The following is a 13,413-nucleotide window of genomic DNA, read 5'->3' as shown; positions in this document are numbered from 1 at the left end:
TCGATATGAAGAATAATTTATATCGAAAAACGAGGGAACGCTCAGCGCCCCCTCTCAAATCCAATCCGTTTTTTAATTTCCGCTAAATTTACCTTCGCGATTTTTTTTGCTCGCTCAGCACCTTTTTCTAAAGCTTCGTATAATAAATTCGGCTCATTCATATACATACTATATTTCTCACGAGGTCCAGCTAACTCACGGTCTACAACGCGAAACAACTCTTTTTTCACATCGCCCCATCCGATTCCAGTCTCATACTTTTCACGCATCGACTGTATTTCATCTTCCATCGCAAACTCTTTATATATCATAAATAATGTTTCTAATTCTTTCGATTCATTTGGAAGTGAAGAATCTGTTTTGATTTTAAATATTAACTTTCGTAGTTTTTCTTTCTCTGCAAATAATGGGATTACATTCCCGTAACTTTTACTCATCTTTCTTCCATCAAGTCCTGGTAATATTGCTCCTTCTTCTTGCACTACATACTCCGGAAGTGTAAATGTCGTGCCTAATGTATGATTAAAATACGTCGCAATATCACGTACAATTTCAATATGCTGAATTTGATCTTTCCCAACTGGTACATGAGTAGCTTGAAATAGTAATATATCCGCCGCCATTAAAATCGGATACGTATATAATCCCATATTCACTCCTGCATCTACCTCTAAACCCGCTTCTTTATTTTGCTCCACCTTCGCTTTATACGCATGAGCACGGTTCATAAGACCTTTCGGAGTTAGGCAAGCTAAAATCCAAGCTAATTCTAGAATCTCCGATACTTCTGTTTGCCGATAAAAAACAACATCTTCCCCAAGTCCAAGCGATAACCAAGTAGCTGCTACCTCTTTCGTATAACTGCTGAACTTCTCTGGATCATGAACAGCATTTAATGCATGATAATCAGCTATAAAGTACAATGCTTTTCCTTCATTATTCTTTGACATTTGTAATGCAGGTTTAATCGCACCAATATAATTTCCTAAATGCGGATAACCTGTCGGCTTAATTCCTGTTAACATTATTTTTTCACTCACACTAACTCCTCCTTTCTCAAAATAAAAAGAGCCTCTCATCCTTAAAAAGGACGAGAGGCTCCCGCGGTACCACCTTAATTAGCTATCATTAGCTCACTTCATACTTCAATAACGTGAAGTAACTGTCTTTACCTACTCATTTCAGTTAGAAGCTCCAGAGCCCATTCCATATTCATCCCTTACTGATTTCCACCACACATCAGCTCTCTAAAAAGTTTCGAATATGTACTCTTCTCTTTCATTGCTTTTTCGTTATTTTTTACAGTTTATCACATTTCACTTCCAAACAAATCCTAATTTTCTATTTTATATAGCAGGAATTTCCACTTCAATTGTCTAATGTTATATAGGTTTGCAGAAATATTCGAAACAACTTTGGAGGTTTTTTCATGGTAAAATATATATCAATTTTAGGTTCAACAGGATCCATCGGCACATCTGCATTAGATGTCGTTTCAGCTCATCCTGAACATTTTAAAATCGTCGGTTTAACCGCAAATTATAATATCGATCTTCTTGAGCAACAAATCAAAACGTTTCAACCTCGTATTGTAAGCGTTGCGACAAAAGACTTAGCAGACAAGCTTCGTACGCGTATTTCAGCAAATACAAAAATCACACACGGGACTGATGGCTTAATTGCAGTAGCTACTCACCCTGATTCAAATCTTGTATTAAGCTCTGTTGTAGGTGTTTCAGGATTACTCCCAACAATTGAGGCATTAAAAGCGAAGAAAGATATCGCTATTGCTAATAAAGAAACTTTGGTTGCAGCTGGACATATCGTAACTGAACTAGCGCAACAAAACGGATGTCGCTTAATTCCAGTAGATAGTGAGCATTCAGCTATTTTCCAATGTTTAAACGGCGAAAATAATAAAGAGATTGAGAAGTTAATTGTAACAGCTTCCGGTGGTGCTTTTCGTGATAAAACACGTGAAGAAATGCAAACATTACAAGCTAAGGACGCTTTAAAACATCCAAACTGGTTAATGGGTGCAAAACTAACGATTGATTCTGCCACATTAATGAATAAAGGCTTTGAAGTAATGGAAGCGAGATGGCTATTTGATATTCCGTATGAAAAAATTGATGTAATGATTCATAAAGAAAGTATCATTCATTCTTTAGTAGAATTTATTGATGGATCAGTTATGGCACAGCTCGGTGCTCCTGATATGAGAATGCCGATTCAATATGCGTTTCACTATCCTACTCGGCTACCTTCTTCCTATGAAAAATTAAATTTATTAGAAATCGGTAGTTTACATTTTGAAAAACCAGATTTAGAGAAGTTCCCTTGTCTACAATACGCATATGAATGTGGCAAAATCGGTGGTACTACTCCCGCTGTATTAAATGCAGCAAATGAAATTGCGAATGCACTATACTTAAAAAATGAAATTGCCTTTTTCGATATTGAAAAAACAATTTACAAAACAGTTGAAGCTCATCATAATGTAAAAGATCCTTCACTTGATGCTATATTGGAAGCGGATCAATGGGCGCGCCAATATGCAAATGAATTGTTAATAAAAAAGAGCTAAAACAGTTCCCACTGTTTTAGCTCTTTTTTTCATGTATTCAACTTAACAAATCTATAACCGTGTGTAACTAACACTTTTAATATCGCATATCCTGGAATGGCTAAAATAATGCCCATAATCCCGAATAAGTTTCCGGCAGTTAAAATGATAAATATGATTGTAATTGGGTGAATATCTAACTTCTTACCCATAACTTGCGGAGAAATAAATTTACCTTCTGCTAATTGTACAACCATCATTACAATAATTACCTTTAAAACCATCCCTGGCGAATCAATAAACGCAATAATTAACGCTGGTGTAATTGCGATAATTGGTCCTACGTACGGAACGATATTTACAATCATCGCTAAAATAGCGAGTAGTACTGCATATTTAATACCGATAATAAGGTAACCGATTAATAGCATAATACCGATAAACAAGCTAACTATAATTTGCCCTCTAATGTACGAACTAATCGCATAATGCATATCATCTAGTATTCTCATTGCTGCTGGTTGTCTTTGCTCTGAAATAAACTTTAAAAAGTGATTCGGCAATTGCTCACCATCTTTTAAAAGATAGAACAATATAAATGGAACCATTACAAATGTTAAAACAACCTCTGTAACAGTACTCAAAAATCCAGTTACATTCCCAGTTACTGATGATAATGACTTTGTAAAATCAACTGTGTATTCTTTTACCATATTCGCAACATTAATATTTAAATTCTCCTGAATTTTACCGAGTAAATTACTTTCCCCGAATCTACGTGCTGCTTGTTCAATCTCATGGCCAAAATACGGTAAGTTATCAATTAATGCATCAATTTGATCTTTAATAATAGGGATAACCGTTACAACTAAAAATACAAATAATCCTAGTACGATTAAATATATAGAAGCTATCGATACGATTCTTGAAACACCTTTCTTTTCTAAAAGCGAAACGAATGGATGTAAAATATAGAATAGTACGCCTGCTAATAGTACTGGGAAGAAAATTGTTTTTAAAAATACGATAAACGGTGTAAAAACAAATGATATTTTTGTTAGCAATAAAATATTAATGAACAATAACGCAAATCCAAGTAATACCGCCAAATAATTTTGTTCTCTAAAAAACTTTCTTAACTTATCTCTTTTTCTTATATTTATTTTCTCCAATGAAACCACCTCTTCGAATGATGAAAAGCCCTTATTCAGGGCTCTTCATCATAATCTATATATCTATTTCTTTGCAGCTTTCACTACAAATGATACAATAAAAATTAACACGATTGCACCTAATAATGCTGGCACTACATGAATCCCACCAAATGATGGCCCAAAGGATCCAAATAATCTACCACCTAACGAAGCACCTAATAAACCTGCGATAATATTTCCGAACATACCACCCGGGAAATTTTTACCCGTTATAGAACTAGCAATTGCACCTATAATAGCACCAACTATTAATGTGATAATCCATCCCATTTTTAGCCCTCCATTTCTATTATAGTTTGTATGATTTAATACAAACATATGTATTTATCATTGCTAATCATATTTCACTATAGAAATATATTTACTACTATTTTACATATGGAGATACATATATTATATGCAAAAAAGAAAAATATTGTCAAACTCACCCATAAAGCAATTATATTCATATACCATATTTAAAGGAGGCTTTATTATCTATGATTCTTAAGTTAAATTCCACTTCTTTTGAAGTAGCAACATCCATTTTACAGGTTCAAATTCCAGCTTATAAAGTTGAAGCAGACTATTTAAATAGTACTGCCATACCTCGTTTATATGATACTGTAAACGATATTCAAAGTTGTGTTGAAACATTCTATGGATATTTTTCTGAAAATAAACTTGTCGGTTTTATTTCTTTTGTACAAGAAGAAAAATTAATCGATATCCACAGGTTAGTTGTATCGCCCGATTTTTTCCAAAAAGGAATCGCAACGAAACTCCTAATTTATATATTTAACATGTTCCCTTCTTCTATGACATATATTGTACAAACGGGTAAAGCGAATACCCCTGCTATTACTTTATATAAAAAACACGGATTCATTACAGTATCAGATACAATACTTCCTGACGGTATGATTCTTACGCAATTAAAAAAGACAGAATACACAAAATAATTTGACTTGTTCGCTCCTTTATGTTATTTTTTACTTTATAAAACCTTTTGCTGAGTCCAAATTTTGGAGCGGGGGAACCATTTTTGTAGCTATGCTACTTGGGGCGAATCTTTTTTAAGTAGGGAAACTCTCACTTCCCGAGTCCGACAGCTAACCTCGTAAGCGTAATGGGAGAGGAAGGTGCTTTTTGCCTATGTTACACATTTTGCCTCCTTAATTATAAATATGGGATCGATATCAAATAGTCACCTATATTTATAGAAAAGGAGAATGTATTATGTTACGTTTATCTGATCACGCAATAAAAATGATGGAGCAAAGACTCCGAATTGAAAAACAACGCACATATCAAGCAAATAAAGTTGTAGATAACTTACATCACAAATACTTCTTTCAGCATATTTTTCAACCGAAAAGATGAAGAAAATGTTTATTTAATATTAAAAAACACAAGGTGTGTCTTACAAAGACATTCCTTGTGTTTTTTATATTCTTTATAAAATTCTCACTACATTTAAGCTTGCTGTAATCGCACCTGCTATAGTAGTCACATGCCCTACACCTAACGGGCCATTTTGTAATATTAATGTTGAATTGGCACTCGTCACATTCACAAGAAGTGTATTTGAAATGGCTGGTTCGATTACTACAGTTGATGTCGTTACGTTTTGTATAAAACTCCCTGTTAGTTGCGTTCCATTTAATAGCAATCTAACAGATACTGTCTCATTCCCCCCATTTGCATCCCCTTGAAAATAGTAGCTTACTAAATATATTCCTGGCGTCGCTACTGTGACTGTCGTAGCACTAGTTAAAGATACACCAGTGCCATATACAGTGGACCCTGAATTAATTGGAATGTTGGCATTTGCAGCAATTGTACTTGTTGATGTAGAAAAGAAATATCCGCCACCTGTCGATATAGCAGATGATCCGGTTGCTCCTGTCAAGCCAGTTGGACCCGTGGCACCTGTTGGACCCGTTTCCCCTGTTGCTCCAGTTATTCCTTGTATGCCTTGTATTCCGGTCGGTCCAGTTGCACCAGTCGCTCCCGTCTGGCCGGTTGCTCCGGTTGCTCCTGTCACACCAACTGGACCGGATACGCCTTGTATTCCCACCATTCCTTGTGCACCTGTTGGACCTATTACACCTTGAATACCTTGAATACCTTTAGGACCTTCTGCACCAGTTGGACCAGTTACTCCCAGCGGACCTTGTATTCCTTGAGAACCTTCTGCACCAGTTGGACCTGTTATACCTTGGTTACCTTGAGGACCTTGTGCACCTTGTACTCCAACTGCTCCAACTACACCTTGGGAACCTTGCGCTCCCCTTACACCTTGATGACCTGTTGGACCGGTTATACCTTGCACTCCTTGCGCTCCAATTGGACCTATCTCTCCGCTTACACCTGTTGAACCAGTCGCTCCCGTTGGACCTGTTGGACCTCCTGGTGGACCTGGTGGACCTGATGGACCAGTCACTCCACTAGATGGACCAATTGGACCGGTTGTTCCCGTCGGACCGCCCGGTGGTCCTTCTAAGCCTTGAATACCGATACTACCCGTCGCTCCCGTTATACCTCTTATTCCCTTTATCCCTTGAAAGCCTGTTGCTCCCGTTATACCTTGTATTCCTTGCACACCTTGTGGGCCTTGTAAACCTATTGCACCTGTTATCCCCTTTATTCCACTTATCCCTTGAGCACCTTGTATTCCAGTAGAACCAGTTGGACCCACTTCACCTTGTATTCCTTGAGCTCCTTGTGGCCCTTCCTCTCCAGTAATTCCTTGTATCCCTTGGAGGCCGTCTTCTCCTTGTATACCAATAGCCCCTTGCTCTCCTTGTATTCCTTGAACACCTTGAGGACCTTGTGGACCAGTTACACCCGAGACTCCAGTTATGCCTCTCTCTCCCTGCATTCCTTGTGCTCCCGTTTGTCCTCGCTCACCTATTTCCCCTTGTATTCCTTGTGTGCCTTGTATACCTTGACTACCAGCAGGACCCGTAGCTCCTTGTATTCCTTCTAATCCTTGTACTCCAATATCACCAATTAAACCTTGGTTTCCAATTAATCCTTGAGCACCTTGGAGACCAGTTGGGCCAGTTATACCTTGCTCTCCTGTATCACCAATAGCTCCTTGTATTCCTTGTGCTCCTGTTGTCCCTCGGGGACCTTGTATCCCCCTGATACCTTGAGGACCTTGGGGCCCAGTTGCTCCCGTCGGTCCAGTCACCCCTGTAGGACCAACAGGACCTTCATGCCCTCCAGTTGGACCGATTGGACCACTATTACCTGTCGGACCAGTTGCTCCTATAAGTGGAAGAGGCAGTGCCACTCCGAATTTTTTGCAATTTCTATGATGACGCACAACAATCCCCCTCCCCAAAAATAATTACACTTTTTATATGAAATGCATTTTTATAACAAAAGTACACATTTAACCTCAATTTTATTAAAATAAAGAAGCCTATCATTTGTTTGAAATGATAGGCTTCTTTTATAAAAACAGTTTACTTTCTAGCTTTCATAATAAAAGTAGTTGGCACCATCCTAGCTTTATATAAAGAATAATATTTCGTAGACAGCTCAGTTAGTTCTTCATCAAACGAGCTCGATGGTTCAGGCTCTTCTATTCTCTCAATTTTAAATCCCGCTCTATTTAACTCATTTATGTATGTACTTATTTTTCTCTTATATAATGTCGCTTGTACATTTTCTCCTTTAAATGTTTCAAACGTAATGGGCGTTTCCTCATGATAAGAAGACTTTATAGCAACTTCTTCCGTACCATACTGTAAGTTTGAATATACTGGGTGCTCCCAACTAAAAATAAAACTTCCCCCTGGCTTTACATATGAATAAATCAGTTCCAACGTTTTTCTTAAATCCGAAGTCCAACCTAATGCATAAATGGAATATACAATATCAAAATATCCTTTCGGAATATCTCCTTCTTCTTCCATTGCTCCGCATACTAACTTTGGATTCCAATCCTTTAACGTCTTATTCGCTATTTCAATTTGTGTACTCGAAAGATCAAGCCCCCATAATTCCTCTGCCCCTTGTTCCGCCATATATTGCAACGAATGCCCACTTCCACAGCCAATATCAAGAACCTTTTTCTTTCTGATTGAATCGAACAAACGAATCTCATCTTCAGACGCCGTATACGGACCATATTTAGGTAAACAATCCACTTGAAAGAAATAAGGTGCAACTGTATCCCAACACTTTTTATTTAAAGCTAACATTTGCGTACCTTTCATATTCTACATTCCCCCATCCATTTTTCTTTCTCTAATATTAATTACATATCATAACCAGATCGCCCTTTTCTCTTCGCCCGGTAGTTTTTCACTTTCGCAATCGTACCGCATGCTCTTCCTCCTTCTTCTCCAGCATACATGCCGCACCATCTTTTACTTCCATTTCGCGAATGATCATAAAATACCCAGCGACAATCTGGACATGCTTTTAACCTTCCCCACACATTTTCTTGAATTGACATTAACACAATGCTTAACACTTTTGTATACACATTCTCTTCATATACCGGTTCATATGTAATACCTTTCATATCATCCTTTATATGTACATGAAATGGGTATTTCTCTAACCATTTTTGCAATGATCCTTCGCCTTCAATTGTCATCCGAATATCTTCCCGAAAACCTCTTAATTCCTCTATTGTATGAAATGGAAACTCTTCATCAAAATATTCTTTCATAAAGAGCTTTATGTCTTCTTCTGTTTGCAGCAAATCAATTGGCTCTCTCGTATCGTTTGGTATTCTCCATGTATTTAAAAATTCCCGAATATATTCTAGTTCATTTGGAGCGTTTTGATTCAATTCGATCCACCTTCTTCTTAAAATTTACTTTTTTCTGACTTTATGTATAATTATAGTATAAAATAGTTAACCATCAAATAATTTTACTGGTTACATAATTAGGAGGATTTCTATGAAAAGTTTCTCAACACCGATACGTTTCATGCTTATTTCTTCATTTTTTATGTCTTTTGGGTATTTTGCAGTATACGCATTTTTAGCTATTTATCTATTAACCTTTCTTCATTTTTCTGCTGTCCAAGTAGGAACAGTGTTGACGGTTATGACAATTACATCACGAGTTATCCCATTATTCTCAGGGTTAATTGCTGACAAAATAGGCTATATCATTATGATGATAGCCGGTTTATTTTTGAGAGGAATCGGATTTATCGCTTTAGGAATATGCTCTGATTTCTATACAATTTCTATTTCTTCTGCACTTATTGGCTTCGGAACTGCATTTTACGAACCTGCTACGCGCGCCATATTCGGTTCACAACCAGCTCATTTGAGAAAAAATTTATTTACATATTTAAACCTTAGCTTTAATTGCGGTGCAATAATCGGACCAATTGCAGGAGGGTTCTTACTCTTACTTGATCCAATCTATGCCTTCTCTCTAACAGGATCACTTATGCTGTTATTCGCTTTTATCTTTTACTTACTTAAAAATCACTTCCAAGTCACTACTGAAAACACGTCTATTACATTAGGAATACAGGCCATCTTACAAAACAAGTCTTTCCTTCTGTTTTCCTTTATCATGATTTTCTTCTACATTATGTTTACTCAGCTTACTGTCGCACTTCCACTTCATATGAAAAACATTAGTAATAGCAATCAACTTGCTACACTCGTTATTACGATAAATGCGATAACAGGCGTCATATTTATGGTATTATTCCGAAAATTATTCCACAAATACAACACACTTTCGATTATTAAATACGGTGTTTTATTAATGAGTATTTCCTTTTTACTCATTCCTTTATTTCAACACCCATATTGGCTCTTTATTTGTGTAATTTTATTTACAATCGGTGAAACACTCGTATTACCTAACGCTGATATCGCTATTGCAAATTACAGTAATGAATCATATACAGCCACTTTCTTCGGATTTTATCAACTATCACTCGCATTTGGCTTTATCATCGGTAATTATACCGGTACATCTTTTACAGCCAACTTAAGCGGAATGTATACACCATGGCTTATTTTCGGTGGAATAGGACTTATTGGTTTTATTTCATTACATATTTTAAATATGAAAAAGGATTTCCTAAAGAAGATATATGCCTACTGTAAAAATACTAATTTACGGCAATAAGTAAACTTTCATTCTCCCTTAAATTGGATATACATCCTGTTTCATTTTACATATTATGGTGCAATTAAGAGGGTACTAACTAAACATTTACGCTCCACACTAGTAATCTAGCAATACCAAAATCAAAAATCACATGGAATTGAGGGATGTTATGAAACAGAAATTAGCTGTTCTTCTATTCACTGGAATCATATTATCAGGATGTTCAACTATAACAGAGAATTCTTTAGAAAGCGGGAAAGGCAGTATGGAATTATTAACACCAACGATTACAGCAAAAGATAATGAATTAGAAATTAAAACTAAAGGCATTGATGAAAATAAAGTAACTTTTATTTATGTTGCTAATAAAAAAGTGTTGGAACAAAAACTAAAAAATGGTGAATCCTACAAACTTAACATTAAAGATATCGAACACGCTCATAGGACGGACTACAAACCAAAAGTTCAACTTTTACAAACGAAAGACGATGATGATGATGGAGAAATAGTAACCTTCAAACAAGTTAGATATACAGTTAAAAACTGATTTTAAAGTTGTTTCATTATAAATGTAACAAAAGAAAATATACTTTTAACAGTAGATAAATGTAGGGGGTGCTAACATGAAAAAACGATGGATTTCTTGGTGGATTGGTAACATATTTTGGATTATCGTTTTTGGAATATGGGCCGCTATTATTTGGCTACGAAATGTTGATGGTGCTGGTGTTATTCAAACACCTGAAATTAAATCAATATCACTTATCGTTTTATTAATCACGTTTATCATACCGGTATTTTTTCAAATTATATGGCTAATCATTAATTTGAGAATGAGTAAAAAACATAATTATACGATTTAGTTTTTTTGAATTAACAGATGAATATTTTTCATAAAAAAAGAGAGGAATCTACATCAAAATAGATTCCTCTCTTTTACATTTAGACTTATACTGCGCTTTTAATGCAGCACTACTCCTCTTTTTTTACGATGCATGTTCATCTTTCTTCTTCATTAACGCTCTTTTCTTCATCGCCTTCGTTAAATATCCACCTTTAAACGAGCGAATTTCATACGAAGACATAAACGCTTTCGGTGCAATTTCATTAATGATTTCTAAAAGCTCTTTCTCTCTAGAACGCTTTGCGACGATATCTAAGCGATAACGTATAGAATTAATACCTTCGCCTTCAAATACTGTAACGCCAAATCCAGAGTGACGTAACTCATCTACTAATTCATTACAACGGTCTAGTAAACTAACTTGATACGTAATATAACCAATTGCTAATTTATTCTCTATATAACCGCCTAATAACAGTCCCGCACTAAAGCCAATGACATAGGCAACGATGTTCATCCAATTTGATAAATCTTGAAACACAATACCTAAACTGACAATGTAAATAGCTCCTTCTAACAATCCAACACCAGCAGCGGATCTTGTTTGATTCTTTACAAGCAAAATCGTACGGATTGTTAAAATTGGAACGTAAATAATTTGAAGCACAAAAATAAGTAGCGCTTGTAACATTGGTATCCACCTCTTTCAAAAAGTCTTTTGTCATAATAACATACATAACCTTTAGAAATCGATGGGTTTTTTAAAATTTTTTTATTATTTTTCATACTATTGAAAAACGCAAAAAAGAAGCGTATTATATTTGTCGTTAATTTGATTACTTGTATAATATCGCTAAACTAAAAAAGGAACCCGATTAGGTCCCTTTCATCATAGCTCTATGTTTTTCGAAGCATGTTACCTTTGTTTCTCTTCTTCTTTCACTAATTGCATATTTGCATAAGCTAAATTTGCAATCATTAAAAAGTGACCACCTAAAATCCCTGTACCGAATGCCCACATTTCCATTTCATGCTCAATTTCATACATGATGATAGCTCCTAAAATAGCAGCTGCAAATCGGTTTAAAACTCCTAATCCAGGAGCCTTTTCCTTCATTACGATACTTTTCCCGAGTTTCTCCACTCTGCGAGCTAATAACCAAAGACAATAGGCGCTTACTGCTAATCCAATACCGAACCCTGTCACTTGTTTTCCAAACGGAGTAATCGTCCACATAAGTAGTAAACCACTAAAGATCACATACAATTGTAATCGATATACACGTAAGGCTTCTTGAATCAAAATATCCGCTCCTAAGTTCTCATTTTTTGTACTTTAGAAGAAAAGCAGCAACTTACACAGTTGCTGCTTTCTCTTCTTGTTCTTGTTCCATCTTACGAATTTCAACACGTTTAATTTGGTAAGCGTCTTTTTCTAACACTTTAAATTCATAACCTTCTGCCTCAACGTGTTGTCCTTCTTCGATTTCATGATTTTGCATCATAATCCATCCACCGATTGTATCCACATCATCTTCTTCGATGTGTAATCCAAATAAATCTTTCACTTCTGAGATAAGCACTTTTCCATCAACAATGATATGTTGCTCGTTCACATGTTGAATTGGCGGTGCTTCATCTTCATCATATTCGTCACGAATTTCGCCGACGATTTCCTCCAAGATATCTTCAAGCGTTACAATTCCGGCTGTTCCTCCGTACTCATCATATAAAACAGCCATCGGAATTCGCTTCTTCTGCATTTGAAGTAATAAATCGTGAATTGGAGTCGTTTCCATCACTTCAATAATCGGACGCATATACGAGCGAATAGATGATAAATCTTTTTGATCCTCGGTCATATATCGAATAAAGAAATCTTTTACGTTGACCATACCGATAATATCATCTTTATCTTCTCCAAAAATCGGATAACGTGTGTATCGCTCATTTTGGATTACTTTCATGTGTTCTTCTACTGAATCTTCCAGGTAGAAACCAACGATTTCTGTTCGCGGTACCATAATCTCTTTTGCAATACGATTATCAAATTCAAAAATGTTATTTACATACTTGTATTCAGCTTGATTAATTTCGCCACTTTCATAGCTATCTGAAAGGATAAGACGTAATTCTTCTTCTGTATGAGCTACTTCATGTTCTGAAGCTGGCTTTAAACCAAATAAACCAGTTATCACACGAGCTGAACCGTTCAATACCCAAATAAACGGATACATTACTTTATAGAACATCATTAATGGGCCTGCCAATAATAACGTTACCCTTTCAGCCTTTTGAATTGCCATCGTTTTTGGAGCTAATTCTCCTACTACAACGTGTAAATACGTCATAATCATAAAAGCAAGACCAAATGTTAATACTGATGAAATAGAAGGATTTAAGTTCCATTTCTCAAATAACGGGTGTAATAACTTTTCAATTGTCGGTTCACCTAACCAACCTAATCCCATAGCTGTAACTGTAATACCTAATTGACAAGCAGATAAATATTCATCTAAATTTGTTGTTACCTTTTTCGCTGCTAAAGCACCGCGTTTTCCTTCCGCAACAAGCTGATCGATACGGCTTGAACGTATCTTTACAATCGCAAACTCTGCTGCTACGAAAAATCCAGTAAATGCGATTAAAATCGCAACCATGACTAAATTAAATATTTCCAATGAATCCCCTTAGTTAAAA

General features: G+C 36.0%; 15 protein-coding genes, 1 riboswitch and 1 other annotated feature. Of the genes, 6 read left to right on the top strand and 9 right to left on the bottom strand.

All coding sequences use genetic code 11. The features are described from left to right. Positions 1 to 41: 41 nt before the first annotated feature. Positions 42 to 1,040, bottom strand: coding sequence for a tryptophan--tRNA ligase (locus CQ064_RS19135; RefSeq protein ID WP_001290880.1), 999 nt, complete (start codon positions 1,038 to 1,040; stop codon positions 42 to 44). 43 nt (positions 1,041 to 1,083) lie between these two features. Continuing rightward, positions 1,084 to 1,291, bottom strand: a binding site (T-box leader). 138 nt (positions 1,292 to 1,429) lie between these two features. Between CQ064_RS19135 and CQ064_RS19130 the strand changes: the two genes are divergently transcribed. After that, positions 1,430 to 2,587, top strand: coding sequence for a 1-deoxy-D-xylulose-5-phosphate reductoisomerase (locus CQ064_RS19130; protein WP_000241788.1), 1,158 nt, complete (start codon positions 1,430 to 1,432; stop codon positions 2,585 to 2,587). A gap of 29 nt (positions 2,588 to 2,616) precedes the next feature. On the opposite strand, the gene CQ064_RS19125 is transcribed toward CQ064_RS19130, so the two are convergent. Beyond that, complete coding sequence (locus tag CQ064_RS19125) at positions 2,617 to 3,738, bottom strand: AI-2E family transporter (protein ID WP_000411485.1); 1,122 nt, start codon at positions 3,736 to 3,738, stop codon at positions 2,617 to 2,619. A gap of 63 nt (positions 3,739 to 3,801) precedes the next feature. After that, positions 3,802 to 4,050, bottom strand: coding sequence for a GlsB/YeaQ/YmgE family stress response membrane protein (locus CQ064_RS19120; protein ID WP_000539730.1), 249 nt, complete (start codon positions 4,048 to 4,050; stop codon positions 3,802 to 3,804). 209 nt (positions 4,051 to 4,259) lie between these two features. On the opposite strand from CQ064_RS19120, the gene CQ064_RS19115 reads away from it, so the two are divergent. Next, positions 4,260 to 4,721 (top strand): GNAT family N-acetyltransferase, encoded by a 462-nt coding sequence (locus CQ064_RS19115; RefSeq protein WP_000601232.1) that lies wholly within the window; start codon positions 4,260 to 4,262, stop codon positions 4,719 to 4,721. Positions 4,722 to 4,759: 38 nt separating this feature from the next. Then, a riboswitch (cyclic di-AMP (ydaO/yuaA leader) is annotated at positions 4,760 to 4,902 on the top strand. A gap of 96 nt (positions 4,903 to 4,998) precedes the next feature. Beyond that, complete coding sequence (locus tag CQ064_RS33660) at positions 4,999 to 5,142, top strand: hypothetical protein (RefSeq protein WP_000945243.1); 144 nt, start codon at positions 4,999 to 5,001, stop codon at positions 5,140 to 5,142. A 73-nt stretch (positions 5,143 to 5,215) separates the two neighbouring features. On the opposite strand, the gene CQ064_RS19105 is transcribed toward CQ064_RS33660, so the two are convergent. The 3 genes from CQ064_RS19105 to CQ064_RS19095 all read right to left on the bottom strand — a co-directional run bounded on the left by CQ064_RS19105 (position 5,216) and on the right by CQ064_RS19095 (position 8,575). After that, the gene (locus CQ064_RS19105; RefSeq protein ID WP_001215815.1) at positions 5,216 to 7,093 is read right to left on the bottom strand and encodes a collagen-like protein; all 1,878 of its coding nucleotides are present in this window, start codon (positions 7,091 to 7,093) and stop codon (positions 5,216 to 5,218) included. A 142-nt stretch (positions 7,094 to 7,235) separates the two neighbouring features. Beyond that, on the bottom strand, positions 7,236 to 7,991 hold the full coding sequence (locus CQ064_RS19100) for a class I SAM-dependent methyltransferase (RefSeq protein ID WP_000679197.1): 756 nt from the start codon (positions 7,989 to 7,991) through the stop codon (positions 7,236 to 7,238). 41 nt (positions 7,992 to 8,032) lie between these two features. Then, entirely contained in the window at positions 8,033 to 8,575 is a 543-nt protein-coding gene (locus CQ064_RS19095) for a CGNR zinc finger domain-containing protein (protein WP_001072930.1), read from the bottom strand. Positions 8,576 to 8,687: 112 nt separating this feature from the next. On the opposite strand from CQ064_RS19095, the gene CQ064_RS19090 reads away from it, so the two are divergent. The 3 genes from CQ064_RS19090 to CQ064_RS19080 all read left to right on the top strand — a co-directional run bounded on the left by CQ064_RS19090 (position 8,688) and on the right by CQ064_RS19080 (position 10,732). After that, complete coding sequence (locus tag CQ064_RS19090) at positions 8,688 to 9,887, top strand: MDR family MFS transporter (protein ID WP_000834875.1); 1,200 nt, start codon at positions 8,688 to 8,690, stop codon at positions 9,885 to 9,887. 133 nt (positions 9,888 to 10,020) lie between these two features. Then, positions 10,021 to 10,416 (top strand): hypothetical protein, encoded by a 396-nt coding sequence (locus tag CQ064_RS19085; protein WP_003271015.1) that lies wholly within the window; start codon positions 10,021 to 10,023, stop codon positions 10,414 to 10,416. Positions 10,417 to 10,492: 76 nt separating this feature from the next. Next, the gene (locus CQ064_RS19080; RefSeq protein WP_000747685.1) at positions 10,493 to 10,732 is read left to right on the top strand and encodes a DUF3923 family protein; all 240 of its coding nucleotides are present in this window, start codon (positions 10,493 to 10,495) and stop codon (positions 10,730 to 10,732) included. Between the two features lie 123 nt (positions 10,733 to 10,855). Here the strand turns inward: CQ064_RS19080 and CQ064_RS19075 are convergent, their stop codons facing one another. From CQ064_RS19075 to CQ064_RS19065, 3 genes are all read right to left on the bottom strand, one after another. Further along, positions 10,856 to 11,404, bottom strand: a complete 549-nt coding sequence (locus tag CQ064_RS19075) for a DUF2179 domain-containing protein (RefSeq protein WP_000938438.1) — start codon at positions 11,402 to 11,404, stop codon at positions 10,856 to 10,858. A gap of 225 nt (positions 11,405 to 11,629) precedes the next feature. Continuing rightward, positions 11,630 to 12,016: an ATP synthase subunit I gene (locus tag CQ064_RS19070; protein WP_000613874.1), complete on the bottom strand. Its 387-nt coding sequence runs from the start codon at positions 12,014 to 12,016 to the stop codon at positions 11,630 to 11,632. Positions 12,017 to 12,068: 52 nt separating this feature from the next. Next, complete coding sequence (locus tag CQ064_RS19065) at positions 12,069 to 13,394, bottom strand: hemolysin family protein (RefSeq protein ID WP_000402259.1); 1,326 nt, start codon at positions 13,392 to 13,394, stop codon at positions 12,069 to 12,071. Positions 13,395 to 13,413: the final 19 nt, after the last annotated feature.

The organism is Bacillus sp. MYb78 (assembly GCF_002975115.1).
Classification (GTDB): domain Bacteria; phylum Bacillota; class Bacilli; order Bacillales; family Bacillaceae_G; genus Bacillus_A; species Bacillus_A cereus.
The sequence above is the reverse complement of the archived record's forward strand: the minus strand, read 5'-3'. Positions and strand labels throughout refer to the sequence as shown.

Excerpts from the sequence above, each read along its gene's own strand:
- CQ064_RS19120 (WP_000539730.1), bottom strand. The coding sequence starts at position 4,050 with ATGGGATGGATTATCACATTAATAGTTGGTGCTATTATAGGTGCAATT.
- CQ064_RS33660 (WP_000945243.1), top strand. The coding sequence starts at position 4,999 with ATGTTACGTTTATCTGATCACGCAATAAAAATGATGGAGCAAAGACTC.
- CQ064_RS19090 (WP_000834875.1), top strand. The coding sequence starts at position 8,688 with ATGAAAAGTTTCTCAACACCGATACGTTTCATGCTTATTTCTTCATTT.
- CQ064_RS19085 (WP_003271015.1), top strand. The coding sequence starts at position 10,021 with ATGGAATTGAGGGATGTTATGAAACAGAAATTAGCTGTTCTTCTATTC.
- CQ064_RS19075 (WP_000938438.1), bottom strand. The coding sequence starts at position 11,404 with ATGTTACAAGCGCTACTTATTTTTGTGCTTCAAATTATTTACGTTCCA.
- CQ064_RS19080 (WP_000747685.1), top strand. The coding sequence starts at position 10,493 with ATGAAAAAACGATGGATTTCTTGGTGGATTGGTAACATATTTTGGATT.
- CQ064_RS19100 (WP_000679197.1), bottom strand. The coding sequence starts at position 7,991 with ATGAAAGGTACGCAAATGTTAGCTTTAAATAAAAAGTGTTGGGATACA.
- CQ064_RS19115 (WP_000601232.1), top strand. The coding sequence starts at position 4,260 with ATGATTCTTAAGTTAAATTCCACTTCTTTTGAAGTAGCAACATCCATT.
- CQ064_RS19130 (WP_000241788.1), top strand. The coding sequence starts at position 1,430 with ATGGTAAAATATATATCAATTTTAGGTTCAACAGGATCCATCGGCACA.